Here is a 17,488-nt window from a genome sequence, read left to right as displayed (position 1 = left end):
CTTCACCTCCTTTGCTCTTTCTACTTACATAACGATCTTTCTTTATAAAAAAGGGACATCGAAAAAGAGTCTTTTTTTAATATGTGATACGATAAGAGGAGGTTCGAATCGCACACATTTTATTCGTGAAAGGGGTCTTTACGATGCAAGACTTTGAAAAGAAAATTACGCAATATGCCGAACTCGCTGTCAAAACTGGCATTAACATCCAGCCTGAACAAACACTTGTCATTAATGCGAGCACCCAATCCATACCTTTCGTCCGTCAAGTTGTCGAACAGGCGTACCTTGCTGGTGCTCGCCATGTCCACGTTGACTGGAGTGACGACGGACTCACGCTAACTAAATTTCAGCACGCTCCGGAAGAAGCGCTCGATGAATTTCCTACTTGGAAAGTACGTGCCTATGAGCAGCTTGCTGAAGAAGGCGCCGCCTTCATGAACATAGTCGCTCCAAACCCTGAGCTTCTAAAAGACATTGACTCTAAAAAAGTCGCCCGTGCTAGAAAAGCCTCCTCGAAAGCATTGGAAAAGTATACAGATGCACGCATGAACGATAAAGTGAGCTGGACCATTGTCGCTACACCTACGCCAGAGTGGGCAGCTAAAGTGTTTCCAAATGAAACTGAAGAAAAAGCGATCGAACGCCTATGGGAGCAAATTTTCCAAGTCAACCGTCTCAATGAAGACGATCCTGTCAAAGCTTGGGAAACTCATAATGACAAGCTTCATGAAAAAGCCGATTTCTTAAATGATGCACAGTTTGAAGCTCTCATTTATAAAGGACCTGGAACAGACTTAGTACTAGAGTTGCCAAAAGGACATCGCTGGTTATCAGCGGCCTCTACGAACGATAACGGGCATTCTTTCATGCCTAATATGCCGACTGAAGAAGTGTTTACGATGCCTAAGAGAGACGGCGTTCATGGAACCGTTACGAGCACGAAGCCCCTTCATTACGGAGGTACACTTATTGAGAACTTTTCCTTTACGTTTGAAGACGGGAAGGTGGTCGACGTTAAGGCGGAAAAAGGCCTTGATACACTCAAAGAGCTCTTAGACACCGATGAAGGCGCTAAACGACTTGGAGAAGTTGCACTCGTCCCACACGATTCGCCGATTTCACAATCAAACATCATTTTCTTTAATACATTATTTGACGAAAATGCCTCCTGCCATATCGCTCTCGGCACCGCTTACCCATTCACAATTGAAGGCGGAAAAGAAATGACGAAGGACGAACTGAAAGAGCATGGTGCAAACGTCAGTATGACACACGTCGATTTTATGATTGGTTCTGAACACTTAAATATTGACGGAAAAAAAGCAGACGGTACGCTCGTTCCGCTCTTTAGAGATGGAAACTGGGCAGACGACATTTCATGACACAATATAGCAAACGCTCCGCTTTTCGCGGAGCGTTCTATTTGACGTTCTTATTGTGCATAATGATTGGACTCAGTGGCTGCGCAAACAACACCAAACCAAATCAAGGCTCGAAAGGTCAACGTGACATTGTCTATCAACAACGCTCAGCACCACCCGCCTCTTTATTTCAATCAAAGGTCGAGCAACAGCTTGAAAGCATGAGTCTTGACGAAAAGATAGGACAGCTTTTCTTCGTCGGGATTGAAGGAACAAAATGGAACCAAGCCACCGCTGGACAATTACTTGACTTTCCGGTTGGAGGCATTATTTTATTTTCTCGAAATATCGAATCACCTCAACAAACTCTGGCCCTAACGAATCAATTAAAATCGCACCATACCTCCCCTATTCCTCTTTGGATTGGAATTGATGAAGAAGGTGGGGACGTTAGTCGGCTCCCGAGCAGTGCATTTCTCCCCTTTCCAGCAGCTGCAACTTTTGGACAAGGAGATCCAGAAGTCACTTATTTGGCTGGCGAGGCGACCGGTAGCTCACTTCAAGCACTTGGGATCAACATCGATTTTGCACCTGTACTGGATGTCAATAGTGAACAAAACAATCCCGTCATCGGAAGCCGAGCCTTTAGTCATGAGCCAACTCAAGTGACCGAGCATGCCCTCGCCTTCGCCGAAGGGCTTCAAGAGGCAAATGTCGCACCAGTCGGAAAGCATTTCCCAGGTCATGGCGACACGATTGTCGATTCGCATGTTGCCTTACCTATTGTAAATAAGTCATTGGAAGAATTAAAGCAGCTAGAACTCGTCCCATTTCGTGCCGCAATTAAAGATGAAATGCCTGCCTTCATGGTTGGACACCTTTTAGTAAAAAACCTTGACCAAGACACGCCATCCTCCTTATCGCCAATCGTGATCAAGCACTTGCTGCGAGACACACTGCAATTTCAAGGTGTTATCATGACGGATGACTTAACGATGGAGGCGATTTTAAGTCAATATACGATTGCTGAAGCCACGGTAAAAGCAATCAAAGCGGGTAACGACGTCGTCCTCATTAGTCACGGCTCCCAAAATACGCTTTCGGCCTTTCAGGAAGTGAAAAAAGCCGTAGCGAAAGGCGTCATCACTGAACAGCAGCTCAATGAGAGCGTACGTCGCATTTTGCGGATGAAAGAGCAAGGTAAACTAACAGACGAAGTGGTCCCCCCACCTGACCTAAAGGAGCTCAACGCCCTTCGCCAAAAAGTGCTCGATCAAGCATAAAAAGTGTCTTTTTCATGAACTTGTTTACAAACGCTCACAAGTTCACCTGCTCCTATATTGAATAACCCCTCGACTGACAGGCGGTTTCAAGACGATGTAAAATTTGCTTAAACATTTATAAGAAAAGTGTAGACAAAGCCGTGAACAGCTCGCTTTGCCTACACTTTTTTACTGCGAAAATTAAATGAAAGTATTGATCTTGCCTTTCCAAGAGGAGAAGCGTTCACGTCTTCCTATACTCTGTCACCCAAACCTTACATTCGATGAGATGAGGATCTTCTTTTCAAGCCATCCTCTATGCCCATTGAAAAATCCACGAAACCGCATCAGAGAGCCCAGGGAGTTCAGGATAGACGATCAGTACTGTCCCGAGCATAAAAACAAACAGATGGAAAGAAAAGAAGATCGCTTTCTCTCTCTTCGTCAGCAGCTTACCCCCGTCGGTGACAAAACGATAAATAAACCACGTGAAAACAGCGACAAATAGCAACCAGAGGGAAATGACCAAAAAAGCAGGCATTTACTCACCTCTTTCTGGGGGAAATGACGTTTCATTCATCAGTCCCGTCCGTTCAATAATCCATTTTTGTTCTACACGAATGTCCATGTTTTGAAAGACGTCTTCCCATTGATCCTCTACGTTCTTAAACTCTTTTGGATAGTGATTATAAAATTCCTCTGCGTATTGAAAAATGTCCAGCTTAATATCCTGTTGTGCATATTGAATCAACTCGGCAAACCTTTTTTGCATTTCATTGCGCGCCATCGTTTGAAACGTTTCTTTTTCTTGATACGATATGGTCTTTAAATATGTCTCATTTTGATAAAATTCCGCATGGTTAATGATCTCAACGGTCATGATCCATTGCCCATTTTTGATTTCCGGCTTTAATGTTGACTCGACGCTATACACATGTAGCGAAAAGCCCTCTTTTTCTTTCTGTGGATTCGGTATATAAACAACACTGCTATTAAGTTCTCCCCGTAACCATAAAAGCTCATCATGCTGCTTCTGCGGGATAACCGCTTTTAGAGCACCTTTTTTCAAAACACCTATTCCTGAAAAGCTTAACACGATATCTTTATCATTCGCTTCAAATAAATCGATATATGGGATTAAAGCGGTTTCTCCGACATCGTTAATCATGCCTAACAGCTCTAATAAATTTGACGCTAAGCCAGGCTCTAATCTCGTAAATGATTGAAGTAAATCAGGAACCTTTTTTCCGTGAGAGGAAGAGATGTTGAGTAAATCCTCTGCCCGTTTGCTCGTGAGAAACACCTTTTGACGTAAGACGGCTTCTGGAAAGCGAGCAAAATAATCAATTATACCAAGGATGCCTTTCTCGGCAACTGCCCCTGAAATGATGAGTGAATCATTATTGCCCCAAAACAGCTCATTCCCTGTGTTAATTCTAGCCTTCTGAATCGCCGTAGCTATGGAGTCCCCTGTTTCTTTCACTGTAGTCACTTCAAACGGAGAGGACGATTGAGATTCTGCAGCAGACGATAGGGGTGTCATCAATCCTAATGTCACTTGAAGCGGAAATTTTTCATCTTCCACAAAATCAATCCCTACACCTTGTACGAGTGAAAGGTCATTGATTTCAACAGCATCCCAACACCCTGTTAGCATGAAGCTCACCATTACGACGAGGATGGTCTGATAGAATCGTTTGATGAAAGCCACCTCCTCACTATCGTCATCAGAAGCAAAACAAACGGTATGATGATGACAAAGATATAAAAATAAAAAACAACTTTAAGTTGATAAAAATGACTAAGAAACTGAGTCGTCGGAAAAGACCAGTTGGCAACAACGCCGACAAACAAAGCAAGTGGCCACACCATAACTTCATGTCGTTTAAAGGAGAATAAATCGTTCAACAATGAGTTTGCACAATAAAGCAGCACGCTCATTTTAATAAAAACGCCTAAAAACCACATCACAACAACAATTGATTCCATATGCTCTAAAAAGTTTCCGATGCTGACGTAGCGTAACGCACTCATCAATGGGAAAGGAAAATCAGGTGCTAAAGAGCCAAATAAGAGGACAATGGTTAACGAAACAAAAACCATAAGCATACATAGCAACAAATTGGTGACGATCAACCCCCGCAAGACGCCTTGTCTATTTTTTAAATGCGGAAGCAAAAACGCTGCAAAATAGATTTCTGTAAACCAAGCGTTTAATGGAACGCTGCCGCGAACCGACGGGAAGACGCCAATCGGAAAGATTGGCAACAAGTTTCCAAAATCAAATTCAGGAATTAAAAAAGCCATACCAAGGGCGAATATGATGAGATAAATGGGCAGGACCAGTGAGCACGTACGGCCCATCACCTCTACACCTTTGTAGACTGCATACGAAGCTGTAATGATCATCACCGCCATCACGACTGCATTCGGCGTTTCAATGAGAAAGATCGTACTTGAAAATATAGAAAACTCCTGAAGCACGAGCGCACAATAATGAACGATAAACAAAAAATACAAAACAATGAGTAAGCGACCAACGACCTGCCCACAAATACGAATCATGTATTGCCCAGGCGTCAAGTTCGGATAGTAGCGATATAACAAGTAAATGAGAAACGTTACCAACAAACCAAACGGGACAGCGACAAGAGGAGAAAACCACATGTCCTTATTTGCATGTACAGCTACAGTTGAAGGGCCAAGTAAAATCATCGTCGCCATCACTGCTGTGAAAATAAGAAAATAAAGATACGTTTTAGATAAGTGAGTTTGTGGCATCCTTTCCCTCCAGGCTTAAAAAATCATTTTATTTTTCTCCGAATAAAAGAGTCTTTTAATCTAAACGTGTGCAAAGGAGCAATGGGTTCCATAAAAGGGACGCCAAACGAGCGCAAGGAACAAAGATGCGTTAAGATCATCATTAAGCCAGCAAACAAACCGATAAAACCGAAGCTCGCGGCGGCTAACGTAAGAGGAAAACGCAACAGCCGAAATGAAGTGGATAAATTAAATCGTGGCATGATAAAGGAAGCAATCCCTGTTAATGCGATAATGACGACCATTGGTCGGGAAACGAGCCCTGCATTTACCGAGGCTTCACCGATTACGAGAGCTCCAACAATCGAAACAGCCGCACCAATCTGTTTCGGGAGACGTAAGCCTGCTTCCCGCAACCCTTCAAACGTAATATCCATAATCAATAATTCAACAACAGCCGGAAAAGGAATCGCCTCTCGCGAAACGACAATTGTCAGTAACAATTGACTAGGGATTAACTCCTGGTGAAAGGTCGAAAACGCCACATAGATGGCTGGCAAACATAAAGCAATAAAAATAAAAAAGAGGCGGAGCAAACGAATAAAGGAACCGACGAAAAAGCGTTGATAGTAATCGTCAGGCGATTGCGTCAAGCTGAAAAACGTCCCAGGAACGACGAGAACAAACGGGGTCCCATTCACTAAAATAGCGACTTTTCCTTCAAGCATAGATGACACGACGACGTCGACACGCTCCGTGACAACCATTTGCGGGAATATAGAGTTTGGATGATCTTCAATCAGTTCCTCTATATCTCCGGTCTCTATTACACCATCCGCCTCAATATGTTCAAGACGCATGCGCACTTCTTCAATTAATTTTCGTTCAGCGACGCCATCGATATATGCGATGCCGACAGTCGTTTTTGTATACTTTCCTAATATCAACGTTTCAAACAAAAAGGCGTCTGTTTTTAAATAATTTCTTAAGAGCGCAATGTTTTGATCAATGGATTCAATAAAGCCGATGCGATTTCCCCGAACAACCGATTCTGCAACAGGTTCTTCCAGATTGCGATGGAAATGATGCTGCACATCGATGGCCAAGCCTGTCTCAGCATCTTCCAACAACAAGATCGCATACCCTGTAAATAAGGCGTCTTTTAGCTCATTGATGGTGGTTATTTCAAAAAATGGGATAACTCCAAAGTCAATGTTGCCCTCTCTGCCGTTAAAGGTTTCGAGAAATCATCAAAAGTAAGCAATGGGGAAACAACCTCTTCAGCTAACCGACCTGCATCAACCAAATTCGAAATATATACAAGCTTTGCCCCTTGACCATTGCTTAACGAGATGGAGCGATACACAATATCAGGTATCCGCTTTGTATCTTTTTCTAATTCTGACAGCCATTGATATACGCCCATCTGAATGCCTCGCTTTGTGTCATTTTTAGGGTAGTATGTCACACTTGCCAAAAGCTATTCGTAGTGAAAAGTTGTGTGAAATCATGTAATTTCTGTGAAAAACGAAGCTTTTCTGCCTAGACATTCGTACATTATAGTAATCATCATTTTTTACTACACTACATCATAGACTATCTAAGAAGGAGCATTTTTTATGCTAGAACGCCATCATGCGTTACCTAAAGACATCGAACAATTTTCAAATTTAAAAGAAGAAGTCACGCGTTTTCTCATGAAATATAAATTTGCTTTAGACGAAATGATGACAAAGATTAAAATTTTACAGGAGGAGTTCCAGTATGTGCATTCGTATCATCCGATTGAACATACAAAGTCTCGTTTAAAATCTCCCGAAAGCCTTTTGAGCAAACTACAGCGAAAAGGGTTACAGTTAACATTAAACAACGCAGAAAAGCATGTGCATGACATTGCGGGCATTCGGATTTTATGCTCGTTTATCTCAGATATTTATGCCATTGCTGACATGCTGCAACAGCAAAAAGATATTCAGCTTTTACAAACAAAAGACTATATTAAAAAACCTAAACAGAATGGTTACCGTAGTCTGCACTTGCTCTTAAAAGTGCCTGTCTTTATGTCAGACCGAACCGAGGAAGTCTGTGTAGAAGTACAAATTCGTACCGTTGCGATGGATTTCTGGGCGAGTCTTGAGCATAAAATGTATTACAAATATCAAGGCAGTGCGCCACCAAAAATGCAGGAAGAAATTAAAGAAGCTGCGGAACAAGTAAATGCATTGGATCGACGAATGGAAAGGATTCATCAAGAAATAAAGAGTGGCAAAGCCGAACAGCATCAAGACGATGAGCTTAGCCACACACCTCATGAACTGATCGCACTATTTGGGACGACTAAAAATAAAGATGAATAATTAATAAACACCCGCTAAAAAATAGCGGGTGTTCAAAGTGCAGATAAAGTCTTTCACGTTCGCTCAATCACTTTTTCATTTTCCAGCCTTTAGAAAAGGGGTCTTAGGGTAGACGAATTTCCTGACCAATTTGAATAATGTGAGGGTTTGGCAATTGGTTCATTTGCTGAAGGACGCGCCAAGTCGTACCATGCTGCAAACCAATTTCATAAAGGTTGTCTCCTGGCTGCACGATGTAAACATCTGCTTTTGCCTGCTCTTGCTCGGCTGACTGTTCATGCCTTGTTTCTTGAGCTTGCTCAGATGAAGAAATTGACATTGTACCTTCTGTAATTCTTCCCTCGACCGTTGGAGAAGTCGTACCGATTTTTTTCATATAATCGATAAGAGCTTCGTCTAAAGCATCGTACTCATTGTCAATTGGTGACTGAGCCAAACTCGTGTAATCGTCTCCACCAGCAGCGAGAAAGTCATTCGTAGCAAGCATATACGTTTTTTCTAAATCAACTGGCTCATCGTTGATCATCAGACTGTGGACGCGACTTCCTGCTGGCTGGTTAGGATCTACCTTAAATGTCATCCCCCCAACCTGAGGAAATGCCCCGAGAGACTCTGGGTATGAACTCATGCCGCGCTCGAGTGCTTCTTTTAGCTGTGTACCACTTATTTGCTTGGTCACGATATAGTTGCCAAATGGAAGCACAGTGACGACTTCGCCTTTTGTCACCTCACCTGCATCAATGGATGCCCGGATGCCTCCTCCATTTGTTAAGGCGACATCTGCTCCGGTCAAATCAAGCATCGCATCAGCAATTAAATTCCCAAGGTTGGTTTCCTGTGTACGTACATCACCGCGCTCACCATGAAGTGCGACTTCCGTCGTCCCAACCACTTCTTGTAAAATGACATCTTGTTCAGCAGTGATGTCATCAGTTACAGCAACAATGTCTTCATTCGGGATGACATCTTTTGCGTCTTCTTTCGTAATGAGCTCGGCATCTTTTTTAATGACCTTATCGCCATCCCATTGAAGTTCAACAACACCTACATTCTTTAAGTACTCTCCAGCACTAACGATCAATGTGCCATTCTCTGCGTCCATACCTTCTGGTAACGTCGTGTGACTATGACCGTCGACAATGAGGTCAATCCCTGGCACTTGTGCAGCGATTTGATCTGACGTGTCCTCACTTGATTCATCAAGTCCGACGTGAGCTAGAGCAATGATGATATCTGCCCCTTCAGCTTCAAGCTGTGAAACTGTACGCTTGGCCGCGTCAACAGGATCTTCAAAGGTAAGACCTTTCACATTGTCAGGATGTGTTTTATAAGTCGTTTCTGGGGACGCTAAGCCAAAAATACCTATTTGCACCCCATCAATCTCTTGGATTTCATACGGTTGAAATTCAGACGAACCGTCTTCCTTCAACACGTTGGCTGCTAAAACAGGGAAATCCATTAAACCTTGTAAAGCTTGCAAGTGATCTTTGCCATAGTTGAAATCGTGGTTTCCTGGTGCCAAAGCATCGACATCGATCGCATTGAGAATCTGCACAATGCTTTCACCCTTCATCAACGTTGCAAATGTTGTGCCATGAAGTGTGTCTCCAGCATCGAGCACAAGTGTGTTTGGATTTTCTTCTTCTGATTCTTCAATGATCGTTTTTAGTTTTGCATAACCGATACCTGCATTCTCTTCGGAAAAGACGCGAGCATGAACATCATTAAAATGAATAATTTGAATAGACGTGCCTTCTTCGCTGTCTTCTAAAAATTCATATACAGCGACTGTACCGGATACTTCGTTTCCGACAATGAGTAGCGGGTGACCTGTCAAGCTTTCTTTAGCAGAAACGAATTCAAGCCCTTCTGGCGCAATATCGCCACCTAATTCACTTCCTGAAAAATCTCGGCTACTAAACAGCTGAACGAATGACGCGTCACTCGGTTGTGTCACGTCGTAAACTGCAATGCTACCGTCACGCTCAAGACCGATAAATGCGTATGTCCGGTCTCCAATTTGTCCAACAACCGCTGCTTCTGGCTCAGGACCTTTATTATCCGAACGATTGTCAAAGGCATTTTCCGCATTGTCTGTATTAAACAGCTCAGGATGCGCTTCAGCGATCGCTTTTTCAAACTGGTCACCACTGTCAAAGACTGGCTTCATCGTAGAAGCATCAAAGATTGTAAACGAACGAGCACCGTACCCATACACAGCCTCGTACTTGCCCTCTTCATTGACAGGAGAAGATGTTGTCGTTCTCAAGCGACCGAGCTGATCGTCGTCAAACAGCCCATTTTCGACCATCGTATCGATCTCTTCTTCGGTAAATCCTGCAAATAAAGATGCATCTAAATCATATTCCTCTGCAATATCAGCGACACGAACCTCTTCAGAAAACCCTTCATAATCTTGGGCATCTCCTTCATTTGGCGTGACAATATACGTCTTCCCATTTGACTCAAGTAATGAGATGGCGTCGGGCATGTACTGACCAAGAACGGGCACTGGTTGAATGTTTATTTTTCCGTCTTTATCACTAGCATCCATTCCATTTCCTGCAAGTGAATGGTCTTTGTAGCCTAACGACTTTACGCTCGTCCACGACTCCGTTGCTAGATCGAGTGTCGCAATAGCATTGCTTTCCTGTAGAACGACATAAGCCGTCCGATCGTCTTCAGTCACCGCGATATATTCTGGTTCAAGATCAGCCACTCTGTCGGAGTCTTCGTGCACTTGACGCACATCGTCATCGATGACATCGTCATCAAACTTGACCGTTTTCGCGTCCGCGATTTGACGATGATCTACGCCTTCACCTACATCAATAATGCTCACAGAACCTTCAGGGTTGATATCATAAGCGTCATTTGGTTCTCCTTCGTTAGCCACGAGAAGTCTAGAACCGTCATGAGTAAATGTGATCATATCTGGTTGAGAGCCTACCTGTACTGTAGAAAGGACTTCTCCATCTGTAGAAATAAAAACAACGTAGCCCTTGTCTGTCTTTGGCTCTGCGACAATAGACACAGCGAGATACGGCTCCGTCGGATGAACATCAACACTTGTCAATCCATTTACTGGCCCCATCTCCTCGGCAACATCGTTTAAACCAACTCTTTTCTTCAATGAGAGCTTACTGAATGGTTTATTGTCTTCAAGAATAGATAAGTCAATAATGTCTAACGCTTTTTCGGCGCCATTGATTGAATACGCTTGCTTGCGAGCTTGATCGTATGCCACAATTTCAGCACCACCTTCGTCTAGCTCGGCACCACTCGTGTAACGCCCGATCATCTCAACCGCAAACGACGGCTCCATTTCCCCTGAATATGTCGTTACATCATTGTCAGTTGCCTGTCCTGTTGTTGGTAACATAACGATTGATGCAGCTAAACCTGCCCTGACCCACTGTTTTACTCTCAACCATGTCCCCTCCCAATTCCATTTTTTTCTTGACAAGCTTAGTTTATCGAAATTTTTAGAATAACGAGTTGTTTGACTGTAAAGATTTTTTAAAATAAATGTAAATTTAGACATTTTTCTTTGTTGATAATAAAAGAAAGCCTGTCAACGTGCCCATATATTTAGACAAACTCTCAAAAAGACTTTGTCTGTGGTCACGAAGTGGCTTTCCGTTATCCCTTTATGCTAATTCGCTTTGATGAGGCGACGATGACATTGCTCCTGGTTTTAACGTAGCTGCAGCTCCACAACGATTGGCAAACCGTATCCACGTTTCGAGCTCATCTTTCGAAATAGCCTGTATACACTGATTTTGGCTGGCAAATTGGGATAAGAAACCACCCATAAATGCATCACCCGCTCCAGTCGTGTCGACAGGCTCAACGGCAGGTACCGGTACCGTGCCTTGAACTTTCTCTGTAAAATAGCGACACCCCTCAGCACCTTTTGTGACGAGCAGCAGCTTCACTCCATACGCTAACAGTGTGTTGGCGCCTGCTGTTTCATCGGCTGTACTCGTCAAAAAAGCCAATTCTTCTTCACTCACCTTCACGATATCGGCGTTTGGCAACGCATCGAGAATTGTTTGGCGGGCGACGTCTAAATTAGGCCATAACAATTCGCGGAGATTCGGATCAAAGCTCATCGTTGACCCTTGCTCTTTTGCCAGCTGGATTGCCTTCACAGTGGCTTCCTTTATAGGGCTTTGAATCATTGAGATTGACCCAATATGAAGAATATCTTGCGCTGTCAGTGGGAGGCGATCTATATCTCTAGGGTGTAAAAGTTCATCGGCTGAAGGATGATTGTAAAAAATAAAGTCGCGATTGCCTTGTTCATCTAACGACACAAACGCTAACATCGTTCTCGCTTCAGCAGTTTGTTGCATGTAATCCGTATCTACACCATAAGAAGCGAGGGTTTCAACGAGAAAATCACCAAAAGCATCTTGCCCTACTTTTCCGACAAAAGCCGCCTTTCCACCTAGTTTCGCTACGGCGACGGCAACGTTTGCCGGAGCGCCTCCTGGGGCTTTAATAAACTGGCTGACATCCTTTAAAGCCGTTCCTTTATGCAGAGGTACAAAATCAATTAAAGCTTCTCCTAACGAAAAAATACTTCTCATCGTCAATGCCATTCCCCCATTGTCGGTTGTTTTTATGATCGTACCACAAAGCGATCATGTCCGTTCAATTTCCCCATACTCTATTTCATCAGACGAAAAGCACATTTCTATTTTTCATCTTAAGAAATTTGTAGTATCATCAACTACTGATTTGGGTATGTATGACTATGAGACAATATATAGCCTTATTGTCATGTCGTATCTCCAGTGAGTCTTAGCAAATTGAAAGCGCTGACAACACAAAAACTAAAGGAGGAACACATTTTGAACATCTTATTCTTCTTCATCGGACTTGCCACCGTATTTAGTCTAGCCTGGCTCTGGAGCAGTAACCGTAAAGCCGTTCGTTACAAATCAGCACTCATCTTATTAGGCTTGCAGCTTGTCATTACCTTCATTCTTCTCCAAACAACCATTGGTGTAACGATTATTTCTTATATAGCCGCTGCGTTTGACCAATTGATTAAGTTAGCCAATACCGGAACAGCGTTTATCTTCGGATCGATATTTGAAAATAACCAAGGGGCGTTCGTTTTCAACGTCTTAATGCCGATCATTTTCGTCTCGATTCTTGTAGGAATTTTAAACTATATCCGCGTCTTGCCGCTCGTCATTAAATATGTCGGACTTGCTTTAAGTAAAATTAACGGTCTTGGGAAGCTTGAAAACTATTTTGCAGTCGCCTCAGCATTTTTCGGACAATCGGAAGTATTTTTGACGACGAAAACACTTATTCCGAATTTGCCGAAAGAACGATTGTACACCCTTTGTGCCTCAGCCATTTCGTCAGTCAGTCTGCCAATTATCGCAGCATTTATGAACGTCTTGCCGGAACAGTACGTTGTCATTGCAGTCGTATTAAACATATTTTCAGCGCTCATTATTTCGAGTATCATTAATCCATATAAGGTCGAACCAGAAGAAGACTTACTTGAGGTGCGTGAAGAAAAACGTCCATCTCTTTTTCAAGTGATCGCTGACAGCATTATCGACGGCGGAAAAATTGCCGTTATCGTTGGTATTATGGTGCTCGGTTTCGTCGCACTGATCAATTTTGTTGATGCTTTATTTCTCGGCACGATCCAAATGTCGTTTCAAACGTTACTTGGATATGTCTTTTCACCGATCGCATTTTTACTCGGCTTCCCGACACAAGATCTTATCGAAGCAGGTAATGTCATGGCGACTAAAATCATCTCCAATGAATTCGTTGCGCAAGGCGCATTGTCTAGCTTGCAAGAAGCTGGTGCCATTACTGAGCGTACCATTGGCATCTTAACGGTGTATCTTGTCAGCTTCGCCAACTTCGGCTCCATTGGGATCGTCACCGGTGCTGTCAAAGCCATGAATGGTGAAAAAGGCGACATCGTTGCTGGATTCGGCCTTAAACTGTTATACGGCTCCGTGCTTGCCTCATTCCTTTCAGCTACTGTCATCGGATTGTTCTTAAGCTACTAACCGTTTTTTTACGAAAAGAAAGCGAGATGAAATCATGAAAAAAATTATTTTAGATTGTGACCCTGGTATTGATGATGCAATGGCGATCGCCTACGCTTTAAATCACCCAGAGCTTGACCTACTGGCGCTTACGACGTGCTTTGGAAATGCCCACGTCGACGTGACGACGAAAAACGCCCTCGACTTACTTGAACTGTTTGAGGCACGCAATGTTCCTGTATACGCCGGAACAAACAAAGCTTTCGACGGCAGTCATCCACGAGATGGAGCACCAGCAATTCACGGTGAAAACGGGGTTGGCGACGTCGCACTTCCGTCCTCCACGCAAAAAGTACAAAAAGATGAGGCGGTGGATTACCTTATACGGATGGCAGCTGAACACCCTAAGGAAATCACGCTCGTCGCGGTCGGTACGATGACAAATGTTGCTCGCGCAATTGAAGCCGATCCTTCGTTCGTAACTAACATTCGTGAAATTGTCATGATGGGTGGTGCCGTTCGCCATCCGGGAAATATTACGCCTCTGGCTGAGGCCAATATTCATGCGGACCCGAAAGCGGCAAATGTCGTCTTTTCTTCTGGTGCCTCGATTCGACTTGTCGGGCTAGATGTCACGATGAAAACTTTACTTGCTAAAACGCAATATGAAGATTGGCGCACAGCATCAGAAATCGGGCAGACACTCGCAAACATCGTTGACTTTTACGTCACCGCTTACGAACGAAACAATCCTGGCATCGGCGGCTGCTCACTGCATGACCCGTTGGCGATCGGTGTTGTCATCGATCCGAGCTTTGTCAAAACCGTGCCAATGGATGTGACTGTCGGTGAATCGGGCGAGGCGTACGGACAAACTTTTGGTGAAGAAAACGCCGAAAGCTCAGTTCATGTATGCTTAGAAGTTGACGCAGATCGTTTTGTCGATCACTTCTTACGCCACGTGCTAGCATAATCAGAATTAAAAAAACGACGACAAAGACTTTTTTGGACTTGTCGTCGTTTTTCTATACTGTGTTTATTCATTTCGCATTCTCTATCACAAACGATGAAAAATTGAACGAATCAGTGTAGCTTGGACAACCGTCACGACATTTGTGTAAATCGACGAGCCTCGTCCGACACCTACCCACCACACTCTCGCTTCTCACTTTCAAACCTTGAACTTTTATTCATCGGATTGAATTTTTTGGGATGTCTCGTCCGTTTTTTTCATAGCATATTGGAAAGGGGGACGAGCGTACATGTTGTGGGAACTCTTTGTCGCGATCATTCTTGGCATCGTTGAAGGAATTACGGAATTTGCCCCAGTTTCATCAACAGGCCATATGGTTCTCGTAGACGACCTATTGCTTCATTCAAGTGAACTTTTTTCTCAAGAAGTTGCCAATACGTTTAAAATTGTCATTCAACTAGGTTCGATTTTGGCCGTGCTTTTAGTTTTTAAGGAACGGTTCCGTGAGATGTTTAGCTTTTCATGGAAAAAAACAGAAAAAACGTCAAAGCTAACACTCGGAAAGGTAGTGATCGGCGTCATCCCTGCGGCTGTCCTCGGTTTTTTCTAGAGGACTTTATTGACGAGCGGCTTTTTTCTATCGATACCGTTTTAGTTGGACTCGTGCTTGGCAGCATCCTCTTACTTTTAGCTGACAGGTTTAATAAACACGCGCCTGGAGCGGTCACAATTGATCAATTAAGCTATCGACAAGCTTTGTACATCGGCCTTTTCCAATGCTTTGCTTTATGGCCAGGCTTCTCACGAGCCGGTGTCACCATTTCCGGAGGTGTTCTCGTCGGCCTCAGCCATCGCGCGGCCTCTGATTATGCCTTCATCTTAGCAGTCCCTATTCTAGCAGGGGCGAGTGGCTTGTCGCTGTTTAAAAACTGGTCTTACTTTACTTGGGAAACAATGCCGTTTATGACGACCGGGTTTATCAGTGCATTTTTCTGCTCGCTCATTTGCATACGCTTCTTTCTTTCGATTATTCACCGCATTAAATTGGCGCCTTTTGCTTATTACCGCTTGCTCATCGCTTTTTTAATTTGGTTTTGGTTATTTCTTTGAACCTCGATAGAGCGTACTTGATATTCGGTGGCAATACCAAAATCAGCGGCTTCTCTTAAATAAATTCTGACATGTAGTTTCCTTTAGATGCAAAATACGATGAATCATTGCTAAAATCGGGTATAGTGGAAGTAGTATCGGATGAGGTGATGACAGATGAGTATGTATACAGACTTAGTATTGAGCCAGCAAACGTATTTCTCAACCGGGCATACGCGCCCAGTTAAAGAACGAAAAAAACAGTTGATGGCGTTGCGACAAGCGATTTCAGATAATGAAGAGGCCATTCTTGAAGCGCTTCATGGCGATTTACATAAGTCACACTCAGAAGCGTTTATGACCGAGATTGGCTACCTTTACAAAGAAATCGATTTTACGTTAAAGCACTTGAAAAAGTGGTGTGAACCAAAATCACTTGACAGCCGCCCTCTTCTTCCTGGCGGCAAAGGAACGATTTATCCACAGCCATATGGGAGTGTGCTTATTCTCGCCCCTTGGAATTACCCTTTTCAGCTAGCCATCGCACCACTCATCGGAGCAATAGCAGCTGGAAATTGTGCAGTCGTTAAGCCTTCTGAGATGACACCGCGAACGTCGCATCTGCTTCATTGGCTTCTTACGCGGACTTTCCCGGAAAGCTACGTAGCTGTCGTTCAAGGTGACGTTCACACAGCGGAAGCTTTGCTAGAAGCTCCGTTTGACTACCTCTTTTTTACCGGGAGTCCGGCTATCGGAAAAAAAGTGATGGCGGCAGCAGCAAAACAACTCATTCCACACACGCTTGAGCTCGGTGGAAAAAGCCCTGCCATCGTTCATAAAGATGCTGATATGAAGAAGACAGCGGACCGAATTGCGTGGGGAAAAGTGTTAAATGCTGGGCAAACGTGTGTTGCCCCTGATTACATTATGGTCCACGAAGATGTCTACACCTCTCTTTTGGATGCGCTAAAGCAAAGCTTTCAAAAGCAGATGAAGCATATTGATAAAGAAGGTTTCGAATATCCCAAACTCGTACATGATAAACACTTTGATCGGATGGTCTCTTTTTTAGATGAAGGGACGATTGCCTTTGGAGGTGAGCATGACCGAAGCCGCCGTTTCTTTGCGCCAACCATTCTTACGAACCTTCCTTCCAACGCCCGGATCATGGAAGAAGAAATTTTCGGTCCTATTTTGCCAGTTCTTCAATACAGATCATTTACACAAGTGAAGGCACAAGTGAACAAGCACCCTAACCCATTGGCCGCCTATCTATTTACGGAGACAGCGTCCCTCCAAAAAGAATTCATTCACGACATTTCATTTGGTGGTGGCTGTATTAATGACACCATTCTTCACCTAACCTCACCAGAGCTTCCTTTTGGCGGCATTGGTTCCAGTGGGACAGGGCAATATCATGGAAAGTATAGCTTTGACACATTTTCTCACTACAAAAGTATCGTCAAGCAGTCGACACGATTCGAAGTGCCGGGAAGATATAAGCGCGGACCACGTATGCTCAAAATGATAAAGAAGCTATTTTAAGTATGTACTACGTCTATTCGTACGAAAAAAGTGCAGAGAAAGTCACTCTAGAATTTCTCTGCACTCTTTTAAAAAATAGATAAAAACGAACGTTGCATCTTGCTTA

At 43.6% G+C, this 17,488-nt stretch carries 13 protein-coding genes and 1 pseudogene; 7 read left to right on the top strand and 7 right to left on the bottom strand.

Going from position 1 to position 17,488, the window contains the following annotated elements:
- Positions 1-143 precede the first annotated feature (143 nt).
- Positions 144-1,385: an aminopeptidase gene (locus G4V62_RS07585; protein WP_165200852.1), complete on the top strand. Its 1,242-nt coding sequence runs from the start codon at positions 144-146 to the stop codon at positions 1,383-1,385.
- Positions 1,382-2,647: a beta-N-acetylhexosaminidase gene (nagZ, locus tag G4V62_RS07580; protein WP_165200850.1), complete on the top strand. Its 1,266-nt coding sequence runs from the start codon at positions 1,382-1,384 to the stop codon at positions 2,645-2,647. Before G4V62_RS07585 ends, nagZ begins: the two co-directional genes overlap by 4 nt.
- Positions 2,648-2,942: 295 nt before the next feature.
- Here the strand turns inward: nagZ and G4V62_RS07575 are convergent, their stop codons facing one another.
- Genes G4V62_RS07575 through G4V62_RS07555 form a run of 5 tightly spaced genes read right to left on the bottom strand, consistent with a single transcriptional unit; the run spans position 2,943 to position 6,812 of the window.
- Positions 2,943-3,167: a hypothetical protein gene (locus G4V62_RS07575; RefSeq protein ID WP_165200848.1), complete on the bottom strand. Its 225-nt coding sequence runs from the start codon at positions 3,165-3,167 to the stop codon at positions 2,943-2,945.
- The gene (locus tag G4V62_RS07570) at positions 3,168-4,283 is read right to left on the bottom strand and encodes a Ger(x)C family spore germination protein (protein WP_165200846.1); all 1,116 of its coding nucleotides are present in this window, start codon (positions 4,281-4,283) and stop codon (positions 3,168-3,170) included. It lies immediately after the preceding gene.
- Positions 4,284-4,294: 11 nt separating this feature from the next.
- Entirely contained in the window at positions 4,295-5,407 is a 1,113-nt protein-coding gene (locus G4V62_RS07565) for a GerAB/ArcD/ProY family transporter (protein ID WP_165200844.1), read from the bottom strand.
- Between the two features lie 23 nt (positions 5,408-5,430).
- A complete protein-coding gene (locus G4V62_RS07560) occupies positions 5,431-6,519 on the bottom strand; it encodes a spore germination protein (RefSeq protein ID WP_246218314.1) in 1,089 nt (362 codons plus the stop codon).
- A gap of 47 nt (positions 6,520-6,566) precedes the next feature.
- A complete protein-coding gene (locus tag G4V62_RS07555) occupies positions 6,567-6,812 on the bottom strand; it encodes a spore germination protein (RefSeq protein ID WP_165200842.1) in 246 nt (81 codons plus the stop codon).
- A 193-nt stretch (positions 6,813-7,005) separates the two neighbouring features.
- Between G4V62_RS07555 and G4V62_RS07550 the strand changes: the two genes are divergently transcribed.
- Entirely contained in the window at positions 7,006-7,743 is a 738-nt protein-coding gene (locus G4V62_RS07550) for a GTP pyrophosphokinase (protein ID WP_165200840.1), read from the top strand.
- A gap of 103 nt (positions 7,744-7,846) precedes the next feature.
- On the opposite strand, the gene G4V62_RS07545 is transcribed toward G4V62_RS07550, so the two are convergent.
- Both G4V62_RS07545 and G4V62_RS07540 read right to left on the bottom strand, forming a co-directional pair.
- Entirely contained in the window at positions 7,847-11,173 is a 3,327-nt protein-coding gene (locus G4V62_RS07545; protein WP_165200838.1) for a choice-of-anchor I family protein, read from the bottom strand.
- 220 nt (positions 11,174-11,393) lie between these two features.
- Entirely contained in the window at positions 11,394-12,338 is a 945-nt protein-coding gene (locus G4V62_RS07540; RefSeq protein ID WP_165200898.1) for a carbohydrate kinase family protein, read from the bottom strand.
- Between the two features lie 264 nt (positions 12,339-12,602).
- On the opposite strand from G4V62_RS07540, the gene G4V62_RS07535 reads away from it, so the two are divergent.
- The 4 genes and pseudogenes from G4V62_RS07535 (at position 12,603) to G4V62_RS07520 (ending at position 17,382) form a co-directional block, all read left to right on the top strand.
- Positions 12,603-13,796, top strand: coding sequence for a NupC/NupG family nucleoside CNT transporter (locus G4V62_RS07535; RefSeq protein ID WP_165200836.1), 1,194 nt, complete (start codon positions 12,603-12,605; stop codon positions 13,794-13,796).
- Positions 13,797-13,830: 34 nt separating this feature from the next.
- A complete protein-coding gene (locus G4V62_RS07530; RefSeq protein WP_165200834.1) occupies positions 13,831-14,748 on the top strand; it encodes a nucleoside hydrolase in 918 nt (305 codons plus the stop codon).
- Between the two features lie 289 nt (positions 14,749-15,037).
- A pseudogene (locus G4V62_RS07525) lies at positions 15,038-15,858 on the top strand (undecaprenyl-diphosphate phosphatase).
- 156 nt (positions 15,859-16,014) lie between these two features.
- Positions 16,015-17,382, top strand: a complete 1,368-nt coding sequence (locus tag G4V62_RS07520) for an aldehyde dehydrogenase (protein WP_165200832.1) — start codon at positions 16,015-16,017, stop codon at positions 17,380-17,382.
- Positions 17,383-17,488: the final 106 nt, after the last annotated feature.

Origin of the sequence: Litoribacterium kuwaitense (assembly GCF_011058155.1) — a bacterium.
GTDB classification, from domain to species: Bacteria; Bacillota; Bacilli; order Bacillales; family DSM-28697; genus Litoribacterium; species Litoribacterium kuwaitense.
This window is presented reverse-complemented; position numbering and strand designations above follow the sequence as displayed.

Bases quoted from the DNA above. Each gene is read 5' to 3' on its own strand.
- G4V62_RS07520 (WP_165200832.1), top strand. From the start codon at position 16,015: ATGAGTATGTATACAGACTTAGTATTGAGCCAGCAAACGTATTTCTCA.
- G4V62_RS07530 (WP_165200834.1), top strand. From the start codon at position 13,831: ATGAAAAAAATTATTTTAGATTGTGACCCTGGTATTGATGATGCAATG.
- G4V62_RS07550 (WP_165200840.1), top strand. From the start codon at position 7,006: ATGCTAGAACGCCATCATGCGTTACCTAAAGACATCGAACAATTTTCA.
- G4V62_RS07585 (WP_165200852.1), top strand. From the start codon at position 144: ATGCAAGACTTTGAAAAGAAAATTACGCAATATGCCGAACTCGCTGTC.
- G4V62_RS07575 (WP_165200848.1), bottom strand. From the start codon at position 3,167: ATGCCTGCTTTTTTGGTCATTTCCCTCTGGTTGCTATTTGTCGCTGTT.
- G4V62_RS07565 (WP_165200844.1), bottom strand. From the start codon at position 5,407: ATGCCACAAACTCACTTATCTAAAACGTATCTTTATTTTCTTATTTTC.
- G4V62_RS07570 (WP_165200846.1), bottom strand. From the start codon at position 4,283: ATGCTAACAGGGTGTTGGGATGCTGTTGAAATCAATGACCTTTCACTC.
- G4V62_RS07540 (WP_165200898.1), bottom strand. From the start codon at position 12,338: ATGAGAAGTATTTTTTCGTTAGGAGAAGCTTTAATTGATTTTGTACCT.
- G4V62_RS07555 (WP_165200842.1), bottom strand. From the start codon at position 6,812: ATGGGCGTATATCAATGGCTGTCAGAATTAGAAAAAGATACAAAGCGG.
- nagZ (WP_165200850.1), top strand. From the start codon at position 1,382: ATGACACAATATAGCAAACGCTCCGCTTTTCGCGGAGCGTTCTATTTG.